We start from the raw sequence: 26,647 nt of genomic DNA, 5'->3' as shown, positions 1-26,647 counted from the left end.
TGGCGGTCCGCGTCACGAGAAGAATCCCGCCACAGGATTCATCGTTAACAAGCTCCCGCCTGGTGACGCCTCTTGACGCATCGCATTTTCGAGATCGCGGAAGCGTGTGCGCGTGGCCCAGGACACGTTCCTTTTCGACCGCACATGAGGGCGTATGAAGCGTTGCCAAGCAGGAGCTTGGCAACGAGGAAAAGCTTGGTGACGAGGAACGTTCGTCATTTGGGGGCCTATCGCGCCTCGGACTGCAGGCTGTAATCCTCGATCTTCTTGTGCAGTGTGTTCCGATTGATCCCGAGACGTACGGCGGCCTTGGTTTGTGTGCCTTGGCAGGTGCGCAAGACCTGCAGCAGCACTTCTTTTTCGACCAGCGACACGATCTTTTCGTGGATGTCCTGCGCATCGTCGCCGGCTTCCATCAGGCCGAGTGTGACCAGTTCGCTGCACATCTTCTGGATGCCGCCCGATTTGGCGCGGCTGATCCGAACGGGAGCGAGCCCCCGAACGTGAGGCGGAAACAGGTCCATCGTCAGGGTTTCCGACGTACAGAGCACTGTGGCCCGTTCGATGTAGTTTTGTAGCTCGCGGACATTTCCAGGCCACGAATAAGCCTGCAGCATTGAAATCACATCGCTGGGAATCCGCGGGATTGGACGGCCATTGGCCGCCGCGTACTTCTTGGCGAAAAAAATCACCAGGGATTCGATGTCTTCGGATCGATCGCGCAACGGTGGTAGGTAAATCGGTACGACGTTCAGGCGGTAATAAAGGTCTTCCCGGAAGCGGTCCGCGTCGATTTCGTCCAAAAGGTCGCGATTGGTCGCGGCGACGATCCGGCAATCGACGCGCACCGTCTTGGTGTCACCCACGCGCTCAAATTCCTGTTCTTGCAAGACTCGTAAAAGTTTGACTTGCAGCGTGTAACTCATCGAGTTGATTTCATCGAGGAAAATCGTGCCGCCGTGTGCGGCCTCGAATCGCCCGGTACGGTTCTCGTGAGCGCTCGTGAAGGCCCCTTTCACGTGGCCGAAGAGTTCGCTTTCCAGCAGGCTTTCGCTCAAGGCGCCACAGTTGACGCGGATGAATGGGCCCGACGCGCGGGGGCTCAGTTCATGCAGCGCGCGCGCGACCAATTCCTTGCCGGTCCCCGTCTCTCCCATCAGCAGCACAGTTGCCGACGTTGCGGCGACTTGACGCGTCAGCCGATAGACATCCGTCATCGCCGTGCCGCTACCAATCATGCCTTCCAGCACAGGTGAAACCGACTTGCCATTCCCGCCCGTACTCATTGTCACCCACCGTTTATCAATTTGTCGTGCTCCTTCGCCGTTGAGTGCTTATCAGTCGCACAGTGTGCTGGCATTATGAGCCACAATCAAAGACCTCAAAGGGATTTTGAGGAATTTTGTTCTGAGAAACAACCACTGACCCCCTCTTGTTTTTGTGTTTTGTGCACATTTATTAAGCGTTGCGGCGATGTTTTTGAGCGTGTTGTCGATAGGGACGATGAAATAATCCATGTTTCTGACTGCAAAGCAAGCAACATGCCCGATCGGCCTGGATGTTAGGCAGTGATCAAAAAAATTGCGCACTGCTGCCTTCGGATCGTCAGCTGAAATCGGTTCTACGGGTAGGCCCGAACAATTGAATCGACGCCAATGCCTGCCGTGATTTCCATGTGCCACATCAGTCACCACATTCGGGGCGAACATCCTGATTCGTTCACAGGTAGTCCGCGTTTTTCGGGAAAATTCCTTCGTGCGCATTCATCAGTGAATGTTGTTATGATCCGTTGCACAGCGTAGACGTGCCAATGTCTTCACGATCGACTCGAACGCATTCAGCTTCATCAGGATTCGCAGCAAGGCGGGCCGCATGTTGAATCAATCCGGTTGTCGACCGAGCGATCATCCTGGCATGCCCCGCCGTCACTTGTTGCAAGTGGGGGGACTCGGGCTGATCGGTGCCGGAATGTCGGATCTGGCAAAACTAGAGGCTTGTGCTGCAGGGGGAGCCGATCGGATCCTCGGGCGCGCAAAGTCTGTTGTCCTGATTTTTCAAGCAGGCGGGCCTTCGCAGCACGAGACGTTTGATCCTAAGCCGGAATCACCCAGCGAAATCCGTGGCGAGTACGGAACCGCACAAACGGGTTTACCGGGAGTTCATTTTTGCGAGTACCTGCCGAAACTCGCGGCGCGAACGAACCTGTTTTCGCTCGTCAGAACAATGCATCACACGGCGGAAAGACAGTTCCGCAATGAGCACAGCAGTTGTTTTTACCTGCTTCACACCGGCACCACCGAATTGCCTGTGGGGGATACGAACGCCTCGATCTCTACGGCCAGGGCAGGAAGGATCTCCTGGCCCAATATCGGTTCGATGATTGCCTATGCGGCTCCGCCGCCGCCCGCAGTGGGATGGCCCGCCGTCGTCGAGATTCCCCGTATCAATCAGATGAGCTATCCGGGGCGCGAACCTGGCATGTTGGGGCCTCGATTTTCGCGTTGGGGCGTCGACCTGGCGCCGAAGTGCAACGCGAAAGATGCAGGCGGCTCCTGCCCGAACTGCTACAGCCATGACGATCCCAATGATCTGGCGCGCGCACCGGGAACGGGACCTCACGCCTGGTGGGACAACACAAGTTGTCGAAATCCTGACTTTCATTTGCCCGATCTGGGAAGCGGATTTGCCGTCTCTGGAGCGCAGATCCAGCATCGATCGCAACTTTTGCGGCAACTGGATGGATTGCGCCGGGCGGCGGAACAGGGGGCGGTTCCGCGTTCTTCGCTTGAGTGGGACGCGCACCACGAACAGGCGCTGCGGTTGTTGAATGCCACGCGTCCTGGGCGTCAAAATCCATTCGATCTGACGCACGAGACGGATGCCACCCGCGATCGATACGGTCGGGAAGAATGGGGACAAGGTTTTCTGGTGGCGCGGCGTTTGATTGAGGCCGGGGTGCGGATGGTGCAGGTCAATCTGCGTGGGTGGGACACGCATCAGAACGCATTTCGTGATCTCAAAGGAAAACTGCTGCCTTCCATTGATCACTGTCTGAGCGGGTTTCTCGACGATTTGTCCGAACGCGGCCTGCTTGAGCAGACGCTGGTCGTCATGTGCGGAGAAATGGGGCGAACTCCTCGGATTTCCCCGATCTCGCCGGGCGGAAAAAACGCGTCGGGTGAACTGTTCACTCCAGGCCGGCACCACTGGGGCGATGTCTTTCCGTGCTTGCTGGCAGGGGGAGGAATTGTCTCGGGGCGTGTCATCGGCGCGACCGATGCCCATGGCGGAGTTCCGATCACCGAGGCATATACCCCGGCGGATCTCGCCGCGACCATCTTCCAGCAGTTGGGAATCGGACCTGACTGCGAATTCCACGATGCCACCGGACGGCCGTTTCGTGTCTATCGTGGTGAACCAATTCGCGGTTTGTTTTAGGATTTTTGATGAAGCGTATTACGCGATCGTGTCCTTGGGGGCTGGCACTTCTAATTGCATTGTACGTGGCTCCCGTCATCGCCGACGACAAGCCCGTGTTGAACGTGTTTGTGCTGGCCGGGCAGTCGAACATGGCGGGGGCCGATTCCGAGGTCGCCATTCCGCCAGGATTTGTGCAAACCACTGCGGATCGGGAAACTCGCTTCACAATGGCACCGCTGCCGGACGGTGAAAAGTCTCCACAGTATGTCCCTTGGGGCGAAATTCGGGGGCACCAGGCGAAGGGGAAGCTCGTCCACGGTCCCGAGGTCGGGTTCGCTCGCACGCTCTACGCCGCGGGGTGGCGTGACATGGCTCTGATCAAGGTTCATGCCAATTTTGGGCGAGACGCACAGTCGTGGCCTTGGGGGAAGGGCGAGGCGTTGCATGAAGCCTGGACGCGTTTTGTGGATACGCGACTCGAGGAACTCAAGGCGGGTGGCCACCGCGTCAATGTGTGTGGATTCCTTTGGCATCAGGGAATTGACGATGCCATCCACGGACGACTGGCCGCCGAGTACCAGCAGAACTTGAGCGATTTGATCGGCGTGTTGCGGTCACGTTATGCGATAGAGAACACGCCGTTTGTCCTGGCAAGGAGCGTCAAATCGCGCATTGCACAGCGGGCACCCGATCCGGACGGAACGGCGCCGATGTCGGTGGTGCGACGGGCTCAGGTGGCCGTCGGTGAATCCGTTCCCTTTGCGGCCTGGATCAACGTTGACGATCTCCCAAACGTGAACACGCATCATTTCAGCGCTGACAGTCAGTTGGTGATCGGTGAACGCTATGGGAAGGCGTATTTAGACCTCAAGCAGACCGACGGCGACTAACGTCACTCATCAATCCATTGACGTTCGCTTTTTGACGAGTGTCACCTCGTTGCCGCGATCGTTGTAGACGACAGAGTCCATGAACGCGTGCATGAGCATCACACCACGACCGGACGGACGGCTGATGTTTTCGGGGTCCGTCGGGTCAGGCAGCTTCGAGACGTCGAATCCATTTCCGCCATCACGAATGATGTACCGCGTTTCTTCGGAGGTGGTCTGAACGGTGACATCGATTCGGCGTTCGCTGTATGGGTGCTCATTTTGCCGCAGCGTGGCCAGTTCGTAAAAGCTGTTGTCCTGGCGTTCTTTCAGTTCGGAACTGATTTCCAGGTTGCCGTGGTAGAGGGCGTTCAGCAGTGCCTCTTCGACGGCAAGACCGATTCGCAGACGTGCTGCGCGATTTAGACTCCAGAACGTTGCCAGTGAGGACTGGAGATAGCGCGACATTGACCGGCATTCTTCCGTGCGATTCTGTAGGGAAAACGATTCGCAGTGCGAAACCAATCGTCCCATCAGTGTGGATTGCTCGCGCTCCTCGTTCGCACTGGCGAGGACCATCCGTGCCGTGTCGATCAGACGCTTATTCAATGAACGCTTTGCGACATAGCTCGACGCACCGACTCGCAGTGCTTCCACGGCGAGTTCTTCACTGCCGGTGGCGGTCATCAGAATGACCGGCGTCAGGTTCGTGTCCTTCCTCAATCTGGCGACCAGTTCCAGGCCATTCATGAGCGGCATCTGCATGTCGGTCACGATCAGATCGGGTTTGCAGTCGCGTATCGCGTCGAGCGCCGACTGACCATCGACGGCGAAGACCACACTGCACCCACCTTGTTTCTCCAATAGCCCACCCGCCAAGGCTCGATCGATCGGCGAATCATCCACGATCAGCACGAGGGTCATGGTCAGTCTACCTTCAATCCGCTTTCGTGGGCCTGGCGTTAAGGATGGGCAATGTCGTCACGTGAACAGAACCTTGTTCTCAACGAATGGCGTTCGTCGGCGGTCAGGTTTGATTCTCAAGTGGCCGACGCTCTGATGAGACGGCCAAGACACTCCGATCAGACTGACTCAATTCTGGCCAAAACGCAATGACCTCGTCGAGGCGGCGTGGCCAAATTGTTGGCCGATCGCCGGGGAGTTCGTGCCAGAACGCGACTCCTTAAGTTTCACGATGGGTGTTCATGACAACGAAATCCGATCGCGGCAGATCAATGCTGCACGAGCGCGGTAGCGGCCATTTCGATGGAGTGCGCGTCGTCTTTCGTGGGTTGCTCTGTGGCGGGGTGGCCAGCGGCCTGTGGGCGTCGACGGAGTTCGCTCAGTCGTTGCATGACCACATAAAATACGGGAACGAAGAAGACGGCGAGCACCGTGGCTGCAAGCATTCCTCCGAACACGGCTGTTCCGAGCGATCGCCGGCTGGCGGCACCGGCACCCGTGGCATTCACGAGTGGCAAAATACCCAGAATGAACGCGAACGAGGTCATCAAAATCGGACGGAATCGCAAGCGCGACGCCTCGACGGCGGCCTCGAGAATTCCCATTCCTTTGTGACGCAACTCACGTGCAAACTCGACAATCAAAATCGCGTTTTTACTCGCCAGGGCGATAATCAGCACGATGCCGATCTGTGTGTAAACGTTGTTGTCCATGCCTCGCACGGCCACGGCAGCCACCGTACCCAGCAGGGCCAGCGGCACGACGAGAATCACAGCGGCTGGCAACAGCCAACTCTCGTACTGCGCGGCCAGCACCAGATACACCATCAGCACTGCCAGGGCAAACACGTAAACCGCCTGACCGCCAACTTTCTTTTCCTGATACGAAATCCCCGTCCAGTCAAAACCCATGGAAGTGGGCAATTTCTGTTTGGCCATCTGTTCCATCAAGGCCATCGCATCACCCGAACTGAATCCGGGAGCCGCCTGACCATTGATCGAAGCCGAGGGGTACAGGTTGTAACGCGGAATGATTTGCGGGCCGCTGATCTTTTGGACGCTGGCAAATGTTCCCATGGGAATCATTTGACCTGTGGCGTTACGAACTTCCAGCAGCTTGATGTCTTCGGGACGCAAGCGGAATTGCTCGTCAGCCTGGACACGCACCTGCCAGGTGCGGCCAAACTTGTTGAAATCGTTCACGTAAGCCGAGCCGAGCGATGCCTGCAGGGTGTTGAAAATTGTCGCCAGCGGGACGCCCAGGCTCTTGGCCTTGGTACGATCGATGTCGACGAACAGTTGCGGCACGCCGGATCGAAACGATGTCTGCAGTCGTGTCAGGCCCGATTGGGCATTTCCGTCACGAACGATTTCGTCCGCAATCTGCTGCATTTCCTGCAGACTAAGGTTTGCTTTATTCTCAAGCTTCATTTCGAAGCCGCCTGCGGTTCCTAGACCCATGATGGCAGGTGGTGGGAACGCGAAGATCATCGCTTCCGGGATCTTCTGGACCTCCATCATTACATGCCCCAGAATCCCTTCTAGAGACTGCTCGGGATGCTTGCGCCGTTTTTCGAACGGTTCAAAGTCGAGATAGAAGGTTGCGGCGTTCGAGACCGTGGCGCCGTCAAGTAGCGAGTTTCCGCCGATCAGGAACCAGCCCCGGACACCCGGTGTCTTGGCGAGAATGTCGCTGATCTTGGTCGTCACGGCGCGCGTGCGCGTCAACGAGGCGGCATCAGGAAGCTGTGCTCCCATGATTGCGTACCCCTGATCTTCCGTCGGCAGGAAGCCGACAGGCAGTCGCGTGAACCAGTAGCCCGTCACGACGCACAGCGCAACGAACACCATCATCGTGACCGCCGTGTTGCGCACCAGCCGCGAGATGATCGCCGCATAGACGCCTTCGCAGCGATCGTAGATCGCATTAAACCAGCGATAGAACCAGTTCTTTTTCGTGGGGGTCGCACGCAAGTAAACGGCACACTGTGCCGGCTTCAATGTCACGGCGTTGATCGCGCTGATGACGGCCGTTGCGGCGATGGTCAGCGAGAACTGTCGATACAACTGACCGGTGATTCCCCCCAGAAACGCGGTCGGCAAAAACACCGCCATCAGCACCAGCGTGATCCCGATCACCGGGCCAATCACTTCGCTCATCGCTTTGATTGTGGCGTTTTTCGGATCGAGTTTGCCACGATCGATATGATGCACGGCGTTTTCGACGATCACGATGGCATCGTCGACGACGATCCCGATCGCGAGCACCAGGCCGAACAGCGTCAGCATGTTGATCGAAAAACCCAGCATCGCCATCACGGCAAAGGTTCCGATGATCGTGACGGGCACGGTCGTGGCGGGAATCAGCACCGCCCGCCAGTCCTGCAGGAAGACCAGGATGACGACCAGCACCAGAACGCCGGCTTCGAACAGTGTCTTGTAAACTTCATGAATCGATTCTTCGACGAACGTCATCGGATTGAAGGGAACCGAGTAGTCGACCCCTTCCGGAAACGTCGGCTTCATCTCTTCCATCACCTTGAGAACGTGATGGGCCACGTCGAGCGAATTCGCACCGGGGAGCTGGAAAACCCCGATCCCGGCCGCAGGACGGCCTTTGATTTCGGTCCACGAATCATAGCTTTGAGCGCCCAGTTCGATCCGTGCGACGTCTTCCACACGCGTCAACCGCATGCGGGACGGCGTGTCGGCGACCGCCTTGACGATAATATTGCCGAATTCTTTGGGATCGCTGAGTCGACCTTGTGTGGTCACGGTGAACTGGGACGTTTGGTCGTCAGGTGAGGGAAACTGACCCACCTGACCGGCTGCAACCTGGACGTTCTGTTCGGCGATTGCAGCAAGCACATCTTCCGTCGTCAGTCCGCGAGCCTTCATTTTTTCTGGATCGAGCCAGACGCGCATCCCGTAACTGTTGCCGCCGAAGACCATGATGTCGCCGACGCCGGGAATCCGGCTCAGTTCATCCTTCACGCGCAAAGTCGCGTAGTTGCCCAGATACAGGTTATCGTAACGCCCATCGGGTGAAATGAGACCGATCACCAGGATGATGCTGGTCGATTGCTTCTTGGCGGTGATCCCCTGACGCTGCACTTCAGAAGGCAGTCGTGGTTGGGCGATGGACACGCGATTCTGGACGAGAATTTGAGCCTTATCGAGGTCGGTACCGACCTCGAATGTCACGGTCAGCGTGTACGTTCCGTTACTGGAGCATGTCGATGACATGTAGAGCATGCCTTCGACGCCGTTGACCTCTTGTTCGATCGGTGCGGCGACCGTATCGGAAAGTACCTGAGCGTCTGCTCCAGGGTAGGTAGTGACGACCTGAACCGTGGGGGGCGTGATCTTGGGATACTGCTCGACCGGCAGGGCGAACAGGGTGACAGCACCGACGAGCATCGTCATGATCGCGATCACGTTCGCGAAGATCGGTCGCTCGATGAAGAACTTCGACAGCATAATCTTTGGGCCAGTTTGTGCAGTCTGTGGAAAAATGAATTCTGGGCGATCGTCGAACGGCAAACGGCAGGGCTGGGTAGTCGGGCAGGGGAGGACTCCTCAGCTCCTGCCGAGCCGCTCATCGATCAGTCATCAAGCTCAGTTCATCGTGGATGAACGGCTCGGAGATGTTCGTTTCGCCGTGGTAGGCGGCGTTTCTTCTTGTTTCGGAGACACTTTCAGGCCAGGACGTGCCCGCAGCAATCCATCGACCACCACGCGATCGTCAAGACTGATCGAGCCGCGAACTTCACGCAGGCCCTCGATTTCTTCGCCCGCTTCGACTGTCCGGCGCTCCACCTTGTCATCGGCACCGACGACCAACAGGTACGATCCGCCTTGATCCGATCCGAGTGAACGATCGGGGACCATGATTGCGGTTTCTCGCCGCTCGGCCGGGATGCGAACTCGAACAAACAGACCAGGCAGAATCGCTCCCCCCGGATTCGAAAAGACGCCGCGTAAGCGAATCGTTCCCGTACCGGTGTCGACGCTAGGGTCGATGTAGTCCACATGCCCCTGATGGGGATATCCCGTTTCGTTACTCAGTCCCATCTCCATCGGCAGTGTGGCCGCAGTAGAATTGGCATTGGCCTGCTGAACGCGAAGCAGATCGTCTTCGCCTGGGCTGATGAAGGTGTAGATTGGATCGACTTTGACGATCGACGCCAGGACCGTTGACTGACCATCGCCGACGTAGTTTCCGACGTCGAACTCACGGGCATTGATTCGGCCATCAATGGGGGCCGTGATTCGGCAGTAACCTAGGTCGATTTCCGCCATCTTCGCGTCAGCTTTCGCCGCTTCGAGCGTCGACTTGGCAGAAAGAATGTTGGTCTGATAATCCGCTTTGACTTGATCCAGGTTCGCCCGGTCTGACGCAACTTGCGCTTCCGCTTTTTTCAGCGTCGCATCGCTACGGTCGAGTTCTTCCTTCGAGATGGTGTTCTTCTCGTACAAGCTGCGAACGCGAGCATCAGACAGTTTGGCCAACTCGAGATCGGCTTGATCGAGGTCCAACTTAGCGCGGTTGATTTCGCGAAGCTTCGATTGCTCGGCTTTGGTCAAGGCAGATTCCGCCTCGGCAACTTTGGCATTCAGTTGCGCAAGTCGCGTACGGAATGGTTCTTCGTCAATCACGAACAGAAGCTGCCCCACTTTGACCGCTTCGCCATCTTTAAACGCGCGCTGGGAAAGAAATCCTTTGACGCGCGCTCGCAGTTCGACTCGTTCTGACGCCTGCGCTGTTCCCGTTTGCGTCAAGTAACTGGTCACCGACCGCTGAACAGGTTTCGTAATCACGACTTCGGGTGGCGGTGGTTCGTGATAGACGTTTGCGTGACCACAGCCGGTCACAAAAATGGTGAGCAGTGTGGCCCACGATCTGCTCGATTGATTCCAGGTCGACGTCTGTGGACGCAACGTGGAATTGTGCAATTTGACACGAGGAAATCGAACGACCGACATCACAACCTCCGACAGATAATTGACTGATCGATCAGTAAATAGTAGGATATAGTGACATTTCCGTCAATTCCGTATTGATCGTTTGACCAACAATCTGCAAATTTGTTTAGCTTGATGACTCCACATCAGAACATAACCCCAATCCAAACAATGACCTGCAACCCACAGGCGGGGGAGCGGACATGACTTTGCACGAAGAACACACACGGACTCGCAACGCCGAAAGAACCAAGCGGTTGGTTCTCGATGCAGCAGAGAGACTCTTTGCTGAGCGAGGGTTCGTGGGAACTTCGATGCGTGACATCGCAGATGCATCTGGAGTGTCGCAGCCACTGATCCAATATCACTTCGAGCACAAGGATGGACTGTACGCGGCCGCGCTACGCCGCGCGGTCGAGGCGTACGCCGCGCGATTTCCAGAAGCGGCGCATGTGACGGATCAGCCCGTCGACTTCTCGTGCGAGATGCATCGTTTGTTCACCTTCCTGCAAGAGAACCGATTGCAGATTCGGATGATCGGATGGGCTCGCCTGGAAGGGAAACACGAGCTGGTCACCGGTTGCGAGAATCTGCGACGAGCGATGGTGCAGCGAATTGAGTTCGCGCAGCAACAGGGGCATGTTCGGACGGACATTGATGCCCGCTCGCTGGGGGTCATGCTCGAAGGGCTCTTGTTCTCGTGGTTTGAGAATCGGGCACTGAACGAGATGCTGTTCCCCGAGGGCATGGACGACGACGCGTTCTTGCGGAGTGCGATCGCCATGCTGGAACGGGGCGCCGCGCCCGCGGTTCATGAAGCCGGTATGGAAGTGGCCGCCATAAGCGAAGGGCAGCGATAACGCTTGTCCTGTTTGCGGTAAGCGTTTCGCTGCCCTTGTTATTCCGTCTTGTCCGCTGATTCGACGCGATCCAAACGTCACTTGATCGGCAGGAACACCAACGTGCCGCTCAGCATGTCAGGCACGACGAGCTGTTTCTGTTTGGCGTCGTAGTAGAAGTCGGCGGCGGATTTCAAACCGTCCAGAATGACGGTCAGTTCCTGGGTCTTGCGATCCACTTTCCAGACTTTGCCCTGCGTCCAACTGGAAGCATAGAACGCGTCTTTTGTGACGGTCAGGCCATCAATGCCCCGCATGCCGGTGGCGACGGTCGTGTACTTCCCCGCTTCGTACGAGACAATTTCGCCCGAGAAGAAATCGCCCACGTACAAGTGATCCTGGGCTTCGCTTTCATCGACGGTGACTCCATTCGGAAACCGAATTTTCTCGTTGCCCGCGGGGACGGCGACACTCACTTTGCCGCCGAGCGTGACCTTGTAGATACAGCCTTTTCGGGGCAGGTCTTTCCCTTGAGGGCTATCCGTGGCCCACAGCTTGCGATCGGCCTCGAACATCGGGCCCGGGGTGCTCATGTCCGAAACATAGACGCTGCTTCCGTCTTTGCTCGCGACAACGTCGTTCAGGAATTCGATCGGATTCGGAAAATCTTTGGCGTCGGCCAGCTTGGTGACCGTGCCCTTCTTGTCGATCTTCCACATCGTCGTTTCGTCGGCCGTGACCAGATAATCTCCGACAAACGCGATCCCCTTCGGGGCGTTCAGCCCTTTGGCGAATTCGGTCGCTTTGTCGCCATCGATCACGACGACGGTGCCGTCACCCAGAACGTCACCGTTGATCATCGTCACATACAGTTTATTGTCGAAGCCACGACAGGCACTTTCGGGGCTTTGGCCAACGGAAATCGTCTTGGGTTCGTCTGCGTGCAGCGGCAGGCACACGAGGGCGGAAAGGATCAGGCAGCTCAGCATCAAGCGGGGCATCAGTCACTCCGGGGGCGATATGGGAAATTAAGCACGTTGAGCACGACCAGCATAGTCGCCCCAACCGTGATTTCAAGACGACAGGCTTTCTGCGGCCGCCACCTTCATTTTGCGCATCGAACGCGGCGTCCAACCCGGGCGCCACCAAGATTTCGGTATGACACGACATCCTGCGTTACGGTTTTGGGGCGGCGACTTTCTCGGCCTGACGCATCACACGCAGGATATTGCCGCTCATCACCTGATGAATCTGTGCCGCGGTGTAGCCTCGATTGAGCAGCTCCTGCGTGATCACGGGATACGTCGACACGTCGTCCAATTGACGGGGCAGCAGATCGATGCCGTCAAAATCTGAACCGATTCCGACATGATCGATCCCGGCGATTTTGACCACATGGTCAATATGGTCGACGACATCATGAACGTCGCCGCGTTCGATGGGATTTTCAGCTTCCCATTTCTTCCGGGCGAGCTTGTAGTCAGATTCTTTGGGGAACCGCGCGTGCAATTCGCGACTGACGCGAAACATGCCCGCCCGCCGGCGTGCGGATTCGGGATGCACGAACCCCGAATAGAAATTGATCATGACGACCCCGCCATTCTCTTTGACGAGCCGCAGGATGTCGTCGGGGACGTTCCGTGGATGATCGGCAATGGCTCGCGCAGACGAGTGCGAAAAGATCACGGGGGCTTTGCTCACGCGCATCGCGTCACGCATCGTCTCGGCCGAGACGTGAGACAAATCCACCAGCATTCCGAGGTTGTTCATCTCGCGGACGATTTCCTCGCCAAAGGGTGTTAATCCCCCATGAACCGCTTCGTCAGTGGCCGCGTCGACCCAGGACAAGGTGTCCGAATGAGTCAGCGTCATATAGCCGGCGCCCATGGCATGCAGCCGATGCAAGTTCGCGATCGAGTCTTCAATACAGTGGCCGCCTTCGACTCCGATCAATGAGGCGATCTTGCCCGCCGCGCGGATGCGTTCGATGTCACTGACGGTTCGTGCCTGCTCAAAGGTCTCGGGATACCGCTTGATCATTGACCGGACAAGTTCAATTTGTTCGATCGTCTTCGCGAAGGCCGTTCCATCCTTCCCGGTTTCTGCGGGAACGTACACCGACCAGAACTGGGCACCGACGTTTCCTTGTCGCAAGCGAGGAATGTCGGTCTGCAGCTTTGCGACATGGTTGACGAGATCGGCCTGATCGAATGACGACGAAAAGTCGCTGCGAAGAGCCCAGGGCAGGTCATTGTGACCATCGAAGATGAAGCCGGCCGCGTGCACCTTTTTCGCCTCGTCCGTGACAACAACGGGTGGACGGTCCGCCGCAAGAAGGGCGGCACTGTTCGTGTAACACACGATAATCAAGCCGAAGATTGGCCATCCACAGAGATTTCTCGATTTCATTGGAACTCCTTTTCCCACTATGGTGATGATCGGGGGGGAGGGCGTGGCTGGCAGCATTCTCTCAGGATTACTCGGGCATTTCGTAAACATTAAACAGTGAGATCTGCTTTTCGCGAACCAGGATTTCCGTGGATTCCACGAACAGCGTGATCGGGGCACCGATCGGCTTGGCCTGGATTTCAACCCAATACGGATGCGACTGTGGAACTCCGCTGCTGCACTTCACCGCGATGTCCGCCTGGGGTGATTTCAGCATCAAGAACGGTTGGCTGGCTTCGATCAGCGGCTTTCCAACACTTTCGATATTGCCTTGGATGATCAGCGACCTTCCGTTGTACTTCGTCTTGGTCTCTTGAGGGTTCTTCCGGAACTGCCGGACAAGGTCGTCCGCAGTCACGGACGGAACGGGACGATTCAGCGGCAGCGACTCGACCAGTTCGGCCTGTTGCAGCGTCAATTGAGGCGTCAGCAATTCGGGCTGGTACGCTTCGTCTTTCGGCTGACCGATTCCTTGCACGCGAATCGATTGGCCAGGAGCGAGATACTTCCACGGACGCGACGTTTTCATTTCACATTCGACACCAAATTCGGAACCACCCACCCGCTCCCAGATGTTGACGGTGTCGACATACGTCGCGAGGTCCGGCGCGGTCGATTTTGAGCCAAAGCCGATGATGGTTCCTCCGCTCAGTTCAACACTCTTCCCAGCGTATTTCTTTTGCATCTGCTCGACACCCGCGACCAGATCCGCGTGCAATTGGGGCATCGAGACCGTCACGTCGGCAGGAGAGATCGGAGCCTTCGGAGTGTAGGACGTCGTCTTCGGCGTTGAAGAGGAGGGACTCGAAAGGCCGTCGCAACCCGTCAGGGCGATCACGGCAAGCAAACAGCAGGCTGAGCGGTGACGCTCAATAAACAACATCTCATATTCCTTGCGGGTGAGTTTTGGCAATCAGGTTCAAAGGTGAGGCTGCGTCAACCGCGTCACGGAGCTCCGAAGCCTGGCCGTCGGGACGAACGCTCACACATCGGACTCGAGCAGGCGAGCCAATTATGAGAGAAGTTCCCGAATGGGAGAACCGCCAGGCAGGATTGGAATCGGGCGGCCGGAAAAATCGATCAACGATTGCCGAGGATCAATCCCAAGATGTTGATAGATCGTCGCCAGCAAATCCTGAGGCGTATAAGGCCGCTCGGTCGGGTATTCTGCTTTCGAATTGGTGGCTCCGACGACTTGTCCCATCCGCAAACCTCCGCCTGAAATCAACGCGGATTGGGCCTGCGGCCAATGATCGCGCCCCGTCAGTCCGCCTGCGTGCGACAGGCGCGGTGTGCGACCAAATTCGCCCATCGCGACGACCATGATTTTTTGATCCAGTCCCCGTTCGTAAATGTCTTCGATCAGAGCCGACAGGGCAGGGTCCATGTCCGTTGCCCGAAGCATCATGCCCGGGGCCAGATCCCAACCGTTCAGCGGGTTCACATGGTCGTCCCAACTGAAGTAAACCGGCATTCCCGGCTTCGGAGCCAGGGCGTCGATCGTGATCACCGCCGAACCCGCTTCCGCCAGCCGTCGTGCCAGCAGGCAACTCTGTCCCCATAACGTGCGGCCGTATTTGTCTCGTGTCTGCGGGGTTTCCGCTTCGAGATCGAACGCCCGCGCGACGGAGTTGCTAGTCAAGAGCTGAAATGCGTGATCGCGGATGCGGTCGTGCCCATCGAACATACCTTGGATCTCGCGCTGCCGCTGCAGACGATCAAGCTGTCCGACCAACCCGCGGCGATCACCGAGCCGCGAGGCGTCCATACCCAGATCAAGGCTGAGATTCGGCGGGCGAAAATTGGCCACGGACGGATCGCCCGTCACATACGCATTGCAGTTCAGTCCAAGGTACGTGGTGTCGGTCATGAACGGCTTGGTCGGAATGCCGATGTATTGCGGCATCCCGTCCGCCGGGGCCGGACGCAGGCGGCTGGTGATCATGCCAAAGTCGGGGTGTAGCGAACGTGCTGTGGATGTGGGGTCGGGGCGATCGGGCGTCTTTCCCGTCAGCAGCTCAATCGATCCATCGTTGTGGGCAGACATCTCGTGATGCAGCGACCGGACCAGCGAAAATCGATGGGCATTCTGTGCCTGTCGCGGAAAGATCTCGCAGATGTCCATTCCCGGCACTGTCGTCGAGATGGGTCGGAACGGTCCCCGGTATTCCGAGGGAGCATTCGGTTTCATGTCCCAGGTTTCGAGCTGGCTGGGTCCACCCCACATCCAGAACAAGATCACAGACGTGTCGGGGCGACGAGTGCCCGATGCCGATTCCGCCGCCAAAAGATCGGCGAGACTCAGGCCGCCCAGACCCAGTGCGCCGATCCGCATGACGTCACGCCGGCTCATGGGGCCAGAGCAAACCATTCGATGAGGCTGGGCGGGAGCCATCAAGCGTTCCTCATTCTGCAAGGTGGGGCTGGTTCGTCTTCTTGCCTATCGCGGGGTGAGCGTCATCTGCGTGTGGCGGGAATTGGTCCACCACGAAATTCGCGCGGCGGGGACACGAGCAGCGCAGGTCTTACTCTACTGACATTGCACCCGCCCCGACAAGAACAAGGTCGCGCATTGGGGGGATGTGGCCATTCAGTACGAACTCGATCGATAGACAGACCAATCACAGGGCGGGAACTGGCTCGTTTTCCCGCGTCGACGGAAAGGAGCGCGTTCGGCTCTGGACTGTGGGTTCCAATGAACCGAAAAAATGGATCTGCCCCCCTCTCTTCGCCCCTGAAGTCAAACGATGAACCGGGGCATCGTTTGACGTTGTTGCCCAGGAAACGCATGTTACTGGTCTGATTTCTGATCACGGTCTGCGATCGCCTTTTTCCGTCGAGTGAAAGTGAGCGTTCTTCATGAGATGCACAATGCCAAATTGCGTTCGTCGAGCGTGTGCGGCGGTATTGGGGCTTTTGTTTGTGAATCTGACGGTCAGTTCCTGGGCCGCCGAACCCGAGTCGCTGCCGAATATCGTGATCATCTACGCGGACGACCTGGGATATGGAGATCTCGGTTGTTATGGCGGGCAACCGAGTGTCACGCCGCACCTGGATCAACTCGCGAAGCAGGGGGCGCGTTTCACCGATTTCTATGCGGCGCAACCCGTCTGTTCCGCATCGCGCGCGGCCCTGTTGACCGGTTGTTACCCGAACCGTTTGAGCATCGTGGGGGCATTGTCTCCTCGGCAAAATTATGGTCTTAGTCATCGTGAGATGACGCTGGCTCAACTGCTCAAACAACAGAACTATGCGACGGCGATCTACGGCAAGTGGCATTTGGGACACCACGTCAACTTTCTGCCGACAACCTTCGGCTTCGACGATTATCTGGGACTGCCGTACTCGAACGATATGAGTCCCGCTCCCGAAGACAGCCCCGGGGTCCCACCCAAGACACAATTTCCACCGCTGCCGTTGATCGACGGAACGAAGGTCGTCGCCACGACACCGGATCAATCGCAACTGACGACGCAGTACACCGAGCGGGCGGTGAAGTTTATCGCCGAACACCGCGAGCGGCCGTTCTTGTTGTATGTCCCTCATTCGATGCCGCACGTCCCCATTCGCGTGTCGGACAAGTTTCGAAACAAGACGGGGCAGGGGCTGTATGCCGACGTCATCGCCGAGATTGACTGGTCGGTGGGACAGATCCTCGCTGCATTGGATCAGCATCAACTTGCCGAACGCACGCTGGTCATTTTTTCCTCGGACAATGGCCCATGGAAGATCTACGGCAATCACGGCGGTTCGGCCGGCCCGTTGCGAGAATCGAAAGGAACCGTCTACGAGGGGGGAATTCGCGTGCCATGCCTCGCGCGTTGGCCGGGGCGCATCGCAGCCGGAACGGTGATCCATGAACCGGCGATCATGATCGATTGGTTTCCGACCATCGCGGGGCTGACGGGAACCAAACTGCCCGAACAGCCCATCGACGGCCACGACATCTGGCCACTGCTGACACAACCCGCCGCGAAAAATCCGCATGACGCCTTCTTTTTCTACTATCGAGACGGTGAGTTGCAGGCGATGCGCCTCGGCTCGTGGAAGCTGCTATTTCCGCATGATGTCGGCAGCGTTGAAGGGGCCGAACTGGGACGCGACGGTGCCCCAGGAAAGGGCGTTCGCCGCAAAATCGGACTGGAACTCTACGACCTTTCCAATGATCTCGGTGAACAACACAATCTGGCCGAATCCCGCCCGGAAATCGTGGCCACGCTCCAGTCCCGCGCCGACCAGATGCGAGAGGACTTAGGCGACCGACTCCAGGGTAAAACCGGCAAGGGCGTTCGCACCCACGAAGAATTCCCCGCAGCCAGCCCCTGATCCCGCGATATGACGGCAGCCTCCCCAAACGGGGACTGGCTCCGCCAGGTGCCTGTCCCCGTTTGGGGAATCCGCCCGTTTAGTCTAAACAGACAATGTGCCAAGTATTGTGGACGACTCAAGTATTATGAACAACTTTTGATTGTGGGCACGATTGTGTTCCTCGGAACTCAAACCCTCTGCAACACACGATGAACCTCGCCGACTCGGAAGTTCGGAAACGAAGAACTGTCGCTCCGGCATTGTCCGCCCCAGAGCGGGCGGGTCCAAGCCCAGGGTTGCGATCGTTTCGATCGCTGCCCTCGGTCACGAACTCCACCGAATTCGCCGCCCTGCAAGGGCGGCAGGAAGCAATCATGGTGCGATGCGGATCGTCCGTCCGCTCTTACAGGGGGGGGGAAGGAAAACTAACAAGTCGTAATAAAGCCTGTAATATTCGCTACGACAACGCATGACAACGAATGTGTGCTCGCGCACCTGATCCGTCGGCTTTGAGGTGAAACGAAGCGATGGATGGGTTTGGGAAATGCGGGACGAAATCTGATGGTGACATGCTGTGATTTCACTCAATAGCATGCTCTAATATCATGCCGTAATAACGATCTCGTGGGACAGTTGAAATGACATTGTTGATGGCCGAAAAAAATATCTTTCCAAGCATTGCTGTGGCGATTTGCGTTCCAATCGCATTCGCCCTATTTCGCAGGAATTCTTGGTTCCGTTTTGTTACCACGCCGGAATTCATCGCGACGCGTGAATCGTTGATCGAAAAATACCGGCGAACCGAGAAGATCGTCAATCTTGTTTCCCCGGCGGCGGCATTCGGATTGACCGGACTGATTTTATATTTGACGGCGCATCCACTGATGAAACTATTCAATTCGGCCGTCCAGCCCGATCCTGATGATTTGTTTTTTGCTCGATACACTGGTCCTGCGGTGCTGATGCCGGCCTTGTTCTGGGCGATGTTGTTATCATTTGTGATTGTATTAAGCCTTTGTTACGTGGTGCTCGGTCGACGAGTTGTGCGCGATCTCATGCTCCTTAGTGATTCACGACTGGGATTTCAAACGGGCCGAGTCCTTTCGTTCCTGGCGCTGTCGATCTTGATCATTACTGGCATGGGCACCTGGATGATGGTGGACTGCTGGATTCGCTTGAAGCCGGACAGAATTGAGGTCAATCGATTTCTGACACTGGGCACGCGGTCGTGGCCTTTATCGGATGTTCAGAGACTGGTCGCAGTCCATTCGTTCAAAGCACCGTCGGGCAACGTGATCTACCGCCCCAGTGCGAAAATTGTCATGAAAGATGGCACGGTCATCAGCACGGAGCAGGTGCTGCATCTGGCCTATTTTCGTCGGGGCGAATATGACAGGATGCCCGTGTTCGAAAGCGAACGCCAATTGTCGGCACGTAGAGCTGAGATCGTACTGGAAATGTTAGAGACGATCAGCGAATCGGCCGACGTTGCCATCGAAATTGAAGATCCCTATCCGGCAGAATAAGCGGCGTTTCCGATGCCCTTGTTTCTCCCTCTCGCTCTAAGATTGATGCACCTATCTGATTGGTTGGTTGATTTCAGTCTTGTTGGCTACGTAGGTGTAACCTTTCACTGTCCGAAGAGAGGGGTACAGGCACATTTTCCCGGTTCGATTGGAATCCACGGTGCATCCAATAGGTTTATCCTTCCCCTTACCGCGGGAAAATGAGCCAGTCCCCGGCCTGTGGAAGCGTCGTCTTCACCGCTCAGTGGATGGCAACTGTTTTTTGTACCGGATTGCCAATTCACAGGGCCGCCCCCACAGATTTTTGATCACCTTGATCCATTTGATCATTTCGTTTCAGATCCTCTTGATGGAATACAACTTAAGTCATCTTGCTCAAGCGGCTCACAGGATCGCCTTGAGCAACCTGATTCTGCCTCGTGTTCATCAAGGAAGTGGAGTTTTCTCGCGAAATCGCGGCCGCCCTCAATGCGGCGAGGCCCATCCCTGGTGAGAGAACATGGATGCTGCTGCGTGTGGTCAAGAACACGATGAAAAACTCCCGTCGATGAGGTCTCGCCCCAGCAACCGTTCGAAATAACGGGGACTGGCTCCGCCGAGATTCAAAAACGCCTCGATCTGATGAGCGACCAGGGGTCTGTCTGTCCCATTGGCTTCAACAGACTGCGAGAGAAAATGGCTGCTGGTCGATCTTACGGTCTCCCACGATCATGTCACGACCACTTCGGTCCTATCTTCCAAACGTTTAGAAGACTCGTCAGACGTAAAACCCCACCGGGCGAGGATGCCCCGACCGGCGCAAGGCCCGCCGCGCGACAAAGGAAAAAACCTCTCTTCGGGCTATGAACGGTTGCCGGTGATTCAAACACCGTGTGGTTTATTCCGGGACGCGAGCGGCTGCGCCGGCCTCTCCGCAGGGATTCAGAATGGTACTGCCTGAATGCCTGTGCATGAAGATTGACGTTTCATGGGTCGGATTGTGTAATACCGCTTCACGATACCTGAACAAACGACGTCTTCGAAACTGTTTCAAACTCGCGTTGGACTCGCAGAATGGCTCGGACCAAATGGCAATGCCCCGGTTGTAAGAATTATTTCGCCGTTTCCGATGCAGCGGACATGGTTCTTTGCCAAAAGTGCAGAATCGATCCCGCGATGAAACCGCGCAAGAAGAAGCGGGCAAGCTGGTCGCCGTCCGACATCGGGTTCGTCGCAATTGCCTTCGTCGTCGTCACTTCGGCTGCATTGTACGCAGGAAGTTGGGCCTGGAAAGCGGTTCCCACGTCGGACCCAGACAAGGCGTTGGTCGAGATCTGGTTGAAAGAGAATCTCAATGACGGAAAATGGGAGGAGGTGAAATGGTATCCCGCTCAAACTCCCAAAGGGCTCTTCCATCTGAATCTCATCCATGTCGTGGAGGGGGCTGAGGTTGCGAAGGAGCTTTATGAAAAAGGGCGCGGGGAAGACAGCAAGGACGCCTGGCAAAAAATCTACGACACCGTTCGTGAATCCGGGCTCCGAACGTTCTGCGCCATGAGTTTTCGAGTTGTGAGTCTGAACGGCGAGGGAAAAGTCCTGCGGAGACAAGTTTTTGAAATCGTGAATGGCGCCGCAAGAGTGTGTCACAGCAACGATATTTGCGAACTTCAATCGATGCCGTCCACCAAGGGGAACACGAATCCCGCCCGTGGGCGTTATGACGGCTGGCGATTCTTTGACGAGAAGGATTTCGATCCGTTTCTTGTCGAGCTGCCCACAGACATCGAAGAGCGATTCAAGGCGGCAATGGTCTGGAAGGAGCCGATTCCGACACCAGTTGTTCAGGTGGCGCAACCAGAGCCGCCCAGATCGCCGCCTGTCGTTGTCGCCGCGACGAGCCCCAAAGCCGAGCCGATTGTCGTGGAGCGAATCCCCATCAAGATTCGAGAGTATCTTGACCGGGTGAGGGAGGCGAAATCCGCTGAAATCAAAGTGCTTGAGAAGCGGATTGCCAGTTTCGAATCACGCCTGCGTGAGGTGAAAGTCCAGCAACAGGCATCGACTCGGGAGCGGATTCAGCAAAGCGAAGACGCGATTTCGCAAATCAAGCGATCGAAGGGGAGTGCTTCCTTTCCGGAAAAGCCTGAAGTCGGTGACATTGGATCGTTCCTCGTCGTGAAAGTGATGGACGTTATCGACGAGCAAACCCTGCAGGTTCGCTGGTTTGTGAACGGGAAGGGCCGCCTTCCGCAGGTCGACGCAATCATTCATCCCATCGACACCACGTCTATTAACACAGGCGATGAATCCATCGGAATCGACTTCTACCGAGTCACAGCCACCAAAGAGGAACCGTCAGAAGCACTCACAAACCTGACCAGCGTCGGGAAAAAAGTCGAGTTCGTTGCCGAGCCAACAGATCAAACCGAAGTCGAAAAGTGGCGATCACAGCACGAAAAAGAGAGCAACAGTAAGAATAAGAGATGACGAAACGAAAAAAGGTTCCTGTCACCTTTTTCCCCATTCTCGCCGGATATACGTATCTCACTGACGCACAATGGGATCGCATCGCGCACCTGATTCCCGCCCCCGAGGAGCAACCTCGCGGTGGGCGCCCTTTCCACTCGTCACGCGCGTGTTTGGAGGGAATCTTGTATGTACTTATTACAGGTTGCCAGTGGTCAAAGTTACCAAAGTGCTTTCCATCCCCGAGCACGTGCTGGCGGCGCTTCGATGAATGGACTCGAATGGGCATCTTCGAAGGGCTTTGGTTCGAACTCCTGCACGAATTGCAGGAGCGTGGCAAAATCGATTGGTCGGAGGCTGCGGCGGACGCTTGGTTCGCACGAGCCAAAAGGGGGGAGACGGAGTTGGCAAAACGAAATGTGGCAAGGGAACCAAGATTGTCGATGTTGTCGATTCGAACGGAACTCCTCTCGCCGTCCATCTGACCAGTGCCAATCACAACGAAGTGAAGTTGATCGAGCCAACGCTGGATCGGCTTCAGATTCCACATCAAGTCCCCGAACATCTCATCTATGACCGTGCGGCGGATAGTGATCCACTTCGCAATCGAGTACTGAACGAACGCGGCATCGAGTTGGTTTGCCCGCATCGTAAAAGCCGTAAGAAGCCGCCCACTCAAGACGGGCGTGCCTGTCGCAGATATCGCCGACGATTCGTAGTCGAGCGAACCCATAGCTGGTTCCATAATTTCCGTCGTACTGTCGTCCGCTACGAAACCACACTGGCTCGATTTACGGGATGGATTCATCTTGCCTGCGCGCTCATTACAATGAGGCGGTTATGAAATGCTCTCTAAATCATGCCCCGCTCTTCAATGACTCATCAGAAATGTCTGTGGTCACGTGTCGATGCGGATTCCAAACGCGATCCATTATCTTCAAAACCGAACGAAACCGCTCAATCTCTAGTTCCAAACCATGGAGGAAGCCAGCACATAAAGCTCCCGCATTCGCCAGTGACACGTGTTTCGGCAGCTCTTGATCTTCCGCCTGGCCGATCGTTTTTTTGTCCAAAGGGGCGAACATATTCAAGACGTCATCAATTTTTTTGTCCCGCTCAGGAGACCCCGTTTTGTGGGCACAGTCATTCCGAAGTCGATTAATACTGTTGATGAGGTTCCAGATCTCGCCATCGTGCTCATCGAGCGAAATGGCTCTCGCAAATAAAACCTTGTCGGCAAACGACAACCGCATTTTCGTGAGATATTCCGGGTGGAACACGAACCTTTCAAGAATTGAATTGAGCCGCTCTTCGATGAACAAATGCACTTTCAAAATGACGACCAGATCAAGGTCAACGTATTGCAATGCATCGCAGAATTCTCCAGCCAAGTTTTCCATCGGCAAACACTAAGCTCCAAGTCCGGACAAAACGAAGCGGCCTGAACTGGCATTATGAAGCCGGAGATTCGAAAAGGTTCACCGCAGACTGGATGTAATATTGATTGACCACACTCCCAATTGAGGGCGAATTTGATACAATCCCACAGCCACTGGCTCATTCTGCCGCACTTCGGAGTGCGACTTAGAGGCAGTGCGTTCAGCGGTAATACCCGATGTCAATCTTCGCGTCAAAGAGAAACCCGACAATGGCCAAACAGAAACCACAGTTTACATCCCAAAGTAAAATGACGGTAATGGTTTTTCAATTCGAAGGTGATGATGCGACTCTACAAGAGGGCCTAAAGACTGTCTCAGCGGCACTTTCAAGAGCCCTCCCTAGTCCGCAACGTCCTATTGCGAATATCGCACAGACTACAACACTCCCTCGGAACGACGATGAGAGTGTTAGCGATGAAGCGGAGTACTCAGAAGTTGTGGAGGAACCCAGCCCAACTTCGACCAATATAAAGGCCGCGAGACGAAGCAAAGCCAGGTCACCGGTGATACTCGACCTTCAGCTCAGCGGTGATGACCCGTTGGCTGATTTTATGAATCAGTACGCTCCTGAGGCCGTTAACAAAAGGTACCTACTTGCCGCTTATTGGCTTAAAAAGTACCATCAAATCGCAGAAGTGTCGATGGATCATATTCACACCTGTTTCCGGCATATGAACTGGCCAACACCGAAGGACGCTGTTCAACCGCTTCGCGTCTTGAAGAGCAAGGAAGAGTGGTTTGACAAAGGTGACGAACAAGGGCACTACAAGATCAACCACATTGGGGAGAATGTAGTGATGAAAATCATGGAGAACAACGAATGACGGTGTCAGAGTTCGTTGCATCAGTCTCCGGATTCGAGCGACTAAATTTCACCGAAAAGATAAAGAGGTATTGTTGGTATTTAACCAGTCACGCCGGAAAACATAGGTTTTCTGCATCAGATATAGCGAAGTGTTTTGACGATTCGCTATGTTCGAAGCCTTCGTCAATCGGTCCGTTTTTAAAGTCCCTCACCGATCAGAAGCCTGCATTTCTGCATCGGCGTGGCAACGTCTACGAATTGAGTCGCCAAGCGATTATCAAATTAGAGGCAAAACTGGGTCAGAGGGCAACCACTGTCGCGGTGCATTCACTTCTACAGACCCTTCCGAGCCGAATTTCAATCCTCTCCGAACGTACATATCTTGAAGAAGCATTAATATGCTTTCGCAACGGTGCCTTTAGAGCGACTGTAGTTATGACATGGAATGTCGCTTACGACCATTTGTGCAACTTGATATTGAACGCTCACCTCGCACACTTTAATTCCCAACTACCGAAGTCGTACCCCAAAGCCGATATTCAAGCCGTGGCTGTGCGTGACGACTTTGAATGCCTGAAGGAGTCACAAGTCCTTCAGGTGGCAAAATCGGCAAACGTGATTTCAGGAAGCGTTCATAAGATTATGAAAGAAAAGCTTGATCGGAGAAATATTGCTGCTCACCCTTCGGGGGTTATTATCACACAACTTACTGCCGAAGATTTCGTAGTTGATCTTATCCAGAACGTGGTTCTTAAGCTCTAATGAACATTTGATCCTGGCACGTAAGACGCAGGCAAAGCTCAAGAATACGTAGTTTTTAAATGACGAGTCGTGTTCCAGGGCAAATCAAAGGGGTCAGGACTCAATGTTGGTGTTTTGGTCGTCGATTTCTGGAAAGTGGATTCTTTGCCGACCTCGATTTCTGAGAGTCGAGGCCAAACCCAGCCGTACGGCGGTCTGTTCGATCCATTCGAGCGATCCGTGTGGGCTGCCTTTCTGAGCGGATTTGCGGATGGCAGAAAGTTGCTGCTCCGTCAAAGGCTCGTTGACCCGATGGACCCAATTGGGTGACCGAGGGATTGGCCACGGCGACAACAATGCCGGATCGGGGTCAGCCGGTTGCATCCATCGCCAAAGTGAACCCCATCTCCAGTCCTCCGCCTGCTTGACTAGCCCAGCTCGAACAGCATTCCGCTCGACGTAACGGCAAACCGTCAGAAAATGCGCATCATCCTGAATTGGAAAGCTTTTAAATCGTCCCTGGTAAACATGCCCTTCGCCCGAGGTGCGGTAATGAGCCCGGTAACGCATCGTGTGCGTCGCGGTGATCCAGCGCATGAACCGACTTAGCTCACCATCAGCGTTCGGACGCAGGACAAGATGCCAATGATTGGGCATGAGTTGGAAGCAAAAGAGCGTGACATCATAAGAAGCTAACCCTTCCGCAAGAACTCGCTCAAATGCGGCAAAGTCCTCGGATTTATGGAAAATCTCCTGCCGTCCATTGCCTCGGTTCAAGGCATGGTACAGTCCGCCAGCTTCATCGGCGCGGGGTGATCGTGGCATGAAAGAGAAGATAACAGCCCGTCAAACAGAATTCAATGAGTCCTGACCCCTTTGTTTTCCCCACCCCGCCGCCGCTCAACTGACTCAATCGAGAGCGTCTTGGCCAGTTTCGAAAGGGAACAAGAGTGACTACCATCTGCGTTGCGCAATGGCAAGTAAACATGCCTCACAATCCCTCGAGATCCATTAGATTGTGTATTCGATAGCCCACAATAACGCCACCCGGCTAGTGAGCAATCGCTCTGCGGCTCTCAAGTGGTCTTGCCGAGAGTTTTCTATTGTGATGTTTTCTTAATGCGTCCCCCAGCCGAAAGTTTTGCCACACCGTTGACAACGAGCGCAAGGCCTATAAACGGAGACATTAAATATGGCCCCCAGAATATATATGGACAACGCATCAATTCGCCAATCAACATGAGGGTCGCACATAATGGATAGAAGTATCCAGCGTTGGGATTCACAAGCATTGCAGCGTACAAACTGCTCTCGTATAAGACATACGCCCCCAAACACACACGCGACATCCCAGATCGGCGGTAGGATGCTTGCCTATGATTATCAATTTCCGAAGATTCATTCACGTTAAGCACATTCACGTTAAAACGATGTAAGATTGCGTACGCAGGTGCGTATTGATTTCTTGATCTTAAAAGAAGTGGTTCGTCACCAGTTTCTGTGGGTGAGTAAGGATCGTTTGAAGATGAGCTGCGCTCAGGTTCGGCAAAAGGGTGTCGCCCCTTCCGCCATCGCCTTCGATCGCCACTGCAGGTGTGAGGGCGATGCGAAGGCGATGGCGGAAGGGGCTGAGCGAATCCTTTGATAGAAGGAATGCATCCTGTGATCCAGCGGTTACGATTTGAGTTACCACACTTAAAACGTCACCGGGACACACAGGATGCAACTGAAAACGATCCTCAACCACGTCGAGAAACACAAGTCATTTGTCTATGGAACCATCGCATTTTGCGGGAAAGGAGACGATTTGGCGATCGAGGTCAGTATTCAGAGCCGCCGAAACAGTCGCCCGATCTGCTCAGGTTGTGGTCGTCCAGGTC

Annotated in this window: 19 protein-coding genes and 1 pseudogene; 10 read left to right on the top strand and 10 right to left on the bottom strand. The window is 55.6% G+C overall.

All coding sequences use genetic code 11. From position 1 onward, the window contains the following. Positions 1–227 precede the first annotated feature (227 nt). Positions 228–1,286, bottom strand: a complete 1,059-nt coding sequence (locus OSO_RS0130380; protein WP_010586703.1) for a sigma-54 interaction domain-containing protein — start codon at positions 1,284–1,286, stop codon at positions 228–230. A 586-nt stretch (positions 1,287–1,872) separates the two neighbouring features. Here OSO_RS0130380 and OSO_RS45800 point away from each other — a divergent pair. Then, positions 1,873–3,438 (top strand): DUF1501 domain-containing protein, encoded by a 1,566-nt coding sequence (locus OSO_RS45800; RefSeq protein ID WP_010586702.1) that lies wholly within the window; start codon positions 1,873–1,875, stop codon positions 3,436–3,438. 8 nt (positions 3,439–3,446) lie between these two features. Then, positions 3,447–4,310 carry a sialate O-acetylesterase gene (locus OSO_RS0130365; protein ID WP_010586701.1) on the top strand — a complete coding sequence of 288 codons (864 nt, stop codon included), beginning with the start codon at positions 3,447–3,449 and terminating at the stop codon, positions 4,308–4,310. A gap of 9 nt (positions 4,311–4,319) precedes the next feature. Here OSO_RS0130365 and OSO_RS0130360 read toward each other — a convergent pair whose 3' ends face one another. From OSO_RS0130360 to OSO_RS0130345, 3 genes are all read right to left on the bottom strand, one after another. Continuing rightward, the gene (locus OSO_RS0130360) at positions 4,320–5,213 is read right to left on the bottom strand and encodes a response regulator (RefSeq protein ID WP_010586700.1); all 894 of its coding nucleotides are present in this window, start codon (positions 5,211–5,213) and stop codon (positions 4,320–4,322) included. 308 nt (positions 5,214–5,521) lie between these two features. Then, on the bottom strand, positions 5,522–8,731 hold the full coding sequence (locus OSO_RS0130350) for an efflux RND transporter permease subunit (RefSeq protein WP_010586699.1): 3,210 nt from the start codon (positions 8,729–8,731) through the stop codon (positions 5,522–5,524). Between the two features lie 138 nt (positions 8,732–8,869). After that, positions 8,870–10,237: an efflux RND transporter periplasmic adaptor subunit gene (locus OSO_RS0130345; protein ID WP_010586698.1), complete on the bottom strand. Its 1,368-nt coding sequence runs from the start codon at positions 10,235–10,237 to the stop codon at positions 8,870–8,872. A gap of 182 nt (positions 10,238–10,419) precedes the next feature. Here OSO_RS0130345 and OSO_RS45795 point away from each other — a divergent pair, with 182 nt between their 5' ends. Next, positions 10,420–11,076 carry a TetR/AcrR family transcriptional regulator gene (locus OSO_RS45795; protein ID WP_010586697.1) on the top strand — a complete coding sequence of 219 codons (657 nt, stop codon included), beginning with the start codon at positions 10,420–10,422 and terminating at the stop codon, positions 11,074–11,076. A gap of 77 nt (positions 11,077–11,153) precedes the next feature. Here OSO_RS45795 and OSO_RS45790 read toward each other — a convergent pair whose 3' ends face one another. The 4 genes from OSO_RS45790 to OSO_RS0130320 all read right to left on the bottom strand — a co-directional run bounded on the left by OSO_RS45790 (position 11,154) and on the right by OSO_RS0130320 (position 15,898). Beyond that, positions 11,154–12,056, bottom strand: a complete 903-nt coding sequence (locus OSO_RS45790; RefSeq protein WP_010586696.1) for an SMP-30/gluconolactonase/LRE family protein — start codon at positions 12,054–12,056, stop codon at positions 11,154–11,156. A gap of 175 nt (positions 12,057–12,231) precedes the next feature. Continuing rightward, the gene (locus OSO_RS0130330; RefSeq protein WP_010586695.1) at positions 12,232–13,464 is read right to left on the bottom strand and encodes a dipeptidase; all 1,233 of its coding nucleotides are present in this window, start codon (positions 13,462–13,464) and stop codon (positions 12,232–12,234) included. Positions 13,465–13,531: 67 nt separating this feature from the next. Further along, the gene (locus tag OSO_RS0130325; protein ID WP_010586694.1) at positions 13,532–14,386 is read right to left on the bottom strand and encodes an OB-fold protein; all 855 of its coding nucleotides are present in this window, start codon (positions 14,384–14,386) and stop codon (positions 13,532–13,534) included. Positions 14,387–14,515: 129 nt separating this feature from the next. Next, positions 14,516–15,898: a DUF1501 domain-containing protein gene (locus OSO_RS0130320; RefSeq protein ID WP_237729353.1), complete on the bottom strand. Its 1,383-nt coding sequence runs from the start codon at positions 15,896–15,898 to the stop codon at positions 14,516–14,518. A gap of 476 nt (positions 15,899–16,374) precedes the next feature. On the opposite strand from OSO_RS0130320, the gene OSO_RS0130315 reads away from it, so the two are divergent. From OSO_RS0130315 to OSO_RS50175, 5 genes and pseudogenes are all read left to right on the top strand, one after another. Further along, on the top strand, positions 16,375–17,829 hold the full coding sequence (locus OSO_RS0130315) for a sulfatase-like hydrolase/transferase (protein ID WP_010586692.1): 1,455 nt from the start codon (positions 16,375–16,377) through the stop codon (positions 17,827–17,829). A 632-nt stretch (positions 17,830–18,461) separates the two neighbouring features. Next, positions 18,462–19,337 (top strand): hypothetical protein, encoded by an 876-nt coding sequence (locus OSO_RS0130310; RefSeq protein WP_157605539.1) that lies wholly within the window; start codon positions 18,462–18,464, stop codon positions 19,335–19,337. A 1,155-nt stretch (positions 19,338–20,492) separates the two neighbouring features. After that, positions 20,493–21,803 (top strand): hypothetical protein, encoded by a 1,311-nt coding sequence (locus tag OSO_RS0130300; RefSeq protein WP_157605538.1) that lies wholly within the window; start codon positions 20,493–20,495, stop codon positions 21,801–21,803. Beyond that, positions 21,800–22,027: pseudogene (locus tag OSO_RS52735) on the top strand (transposase); the annotation flags it as partial. The gene OSO_RS0130300 and the pseudogene OSO_RS52735, both read left to right, overlap by 4 nt. Positions 22,028–22,083: 56 nt before the next feature. Continuing rightward, a complete protein-coding gene (locus OSO_RS50175; RefSeq protein ID WP_237729352.1) occupies positions 22,084–22,626 on the top strand; it encodes an IS5 family transposase in 543 nt (180 codons plus the stop codon). A 13-nt stretch (positions 22,627–22,639) separates the two neighbouring features. On the opposite strand, the gene OSO_RS0130290 is transcribed toward OSO_RS50175, so the two are convergent. Further along, entirely contained in the window at positions 22,640–23,188 is a 549-nt protein-coding gene (locus tag OSO_RS0130290) for a hypothetical protein (RefSeq protein ID WP_157605536.1), read from the bottom strand. Between the two features lie 242 nt (positions 23,189–23,430). Here OSO_RS0130290 and OSO_RS0130285 point away from each other — a divergent pair, with 242 nt between their 5' ends. Continuing rightward, a complete protein-coding gene (locus tag OSO_RS0130285) occupies positions 23,431–24,045 on the top strand; it encodes a hypothetical protein (protein ID WP_010586685.1) in 615 nt (204 codons plus the stop codon). Further along, entirely contained in the window at positions 24,042–24,788 is a 747-nt protein-coding gene (locus OSO_RS51070) for a hypothetical protein (RefSeq protein ID WP_010586684.1), read from the top strand. The genes OSO_RS0130285 and OSO_RS51070 overlap by 4 nt, the downstream gene beginning before the upstream one ends. A 93-nt stretch (positions 24,789–24,881) precedes the next feature. Here OSO_RS51070 and OSO_RS0130275 read toward each other — a convergent pair whose 3' ends face one another. Further along, positions 24,882–25,592, bottom strand: coding sequence for a transposase (locus tag OSO_RS0130275; RefSeq protein ID WP_010586683.1), 711 nt, complete (start codon positions 25,590–25,592; stop codon positions 24,882–24,884). Positions 25,593–26,647: the final 1,055 nt, after the last annotated feature.

Origin of the sequence: Schlesneria paludicola DSM 18645 (assembly GCF_000255655.1) — a bacterium.
GTDB classification, from domain to species: Bacteria; Planctomycetota; Planctomycetia; order Planctomycetales; family Planctomycetaceae; genus Schlesneria; species Schlesneria paludicola.
The sequence above is the reverse complement of the archived record's forward strand: the minus strand, read 5'-3'. Positions and strand labels throughout refer to the sequence as shown.

Bases quoted from the DNA above. Each gene is read 5' to 3' on its own strand.
- OSO_RS0130285 (WP_010586685.1), top strand. From the start codon at position 23,431: ATGGCCAAACAGAAACCACAGTTTACATCCCAAAGTAAAATGACGGTA.
- OSO_RS0130365 (WP_010586701.1), top strand. From the start codon at position 3,447: ATGAAGCGTATTACGCGATCGTGTCCTTGGGGGCTGGCACTTCTAATT.
- OSO_RS0130330 (WP_010586695.1), bottom strand. From the start codon at position 13,464: ATGAAATCGAGAAATCTCTGTGGATGGCCAATCTTCGGCTTGATTATC.
- OSO_RS45790 (WP_010586696.1), bottom strand. From the start codon at position 12,056: ATGCCCCGCTTGATGCTGAGCTGCCTGATCCTTTCCGCCCTCGTGTGC.
- OSO_RS0130320 (WP_237729353.1), bottom strand. From the start codon at position 15,898: ATGGCTCCCGCCCAGCCTCATCGAATGGTTTGCTCTGGCCCCATGAGC.
- OSO_RS0130350 (WP_010586699.1), bottom strand. From the start codon at position 8,731: ATGCTGTCGAAGTTCTTCATCGAGCGACCGATCTTCGCGAACGTGATC.
- OSO_RS0130345 (WP_010586698.1), bottom strand. From the start codon at position 10,237: ATGTCGGTCGTTCGATTTCCTCGTGTCAAATTGCACAATTCCACGTTG.
- OSO_RS0130275 (WP_010586683.1), bottom strand. From the start codon at position 25,592: ATGCCACGATCACCCCGCGCCGATGAAGCTGGCGGACTGTACCATGCC.
- OSO_RS0130325 (WP_010586694.1), bottom strand. From the start codon at position 14,386: ATGTTGTTTATTGAGCGTCACCGCTCAGCCTGCTGTTTGCTTGCCGTG.
- OSO_RS0130310 (WP_157605539.1), top strand. From the start codon at position 18,462: ATGGCCGAAAAAAATATCTTTCCAAGCATTGCTGTGGCGATTTGCGTT.
- OSO_RS0130300 (WP_157605538.1), top strand. From the start codon at position 20,493: ATGAAACCGCGCAAGAAGAAGCGGGCAAGCTGGTCGCCGTCCGACATC.
- OSO_RS45795 (WP_010586697.1), top strand. From the start codon at position 10,420: ATGACTTTGCACGAAGAACACACACGGACTCGCAACGCCGAAAGAACC.
- OSO_RS0130360 (WP_010586700.1), bottom strand. From the start codon at position 5,213: ATGACCCTCGTGCTGATCGTGGATGATTCGCCGATCGATCGAGCCTTG.
- OSO_RS51070 (WP_010586684.1), top strand. From the start codon at position 24,042: ATGACGGTGTCAGAGTTCGTTGCATCAGTCTCCGGATTCGAGCGACTA.
- OSO_RS0130315 (WP_010586692.1), top strand. From the start codon at position 16,375: ATGCCAAATTGCGTTCGTCGAGCGTGTGCGGCGGTATTGGGGCTTTTG.
- OSO_RS45800 (WP_010586702.1), top strand. From the start codon at position 1,873: ATGTTGAATCAATCCGGTTGTCGACCGAGCGATCATCCTGGCATGCCC.
- OSO_RS0130380 (WP_010586703.1), bottom strand. From the start codon at position 1,286: ATGAGTACGGGCGGGAATGGCAAGTCGGTTTCACCTGTGCTGGAAGGC.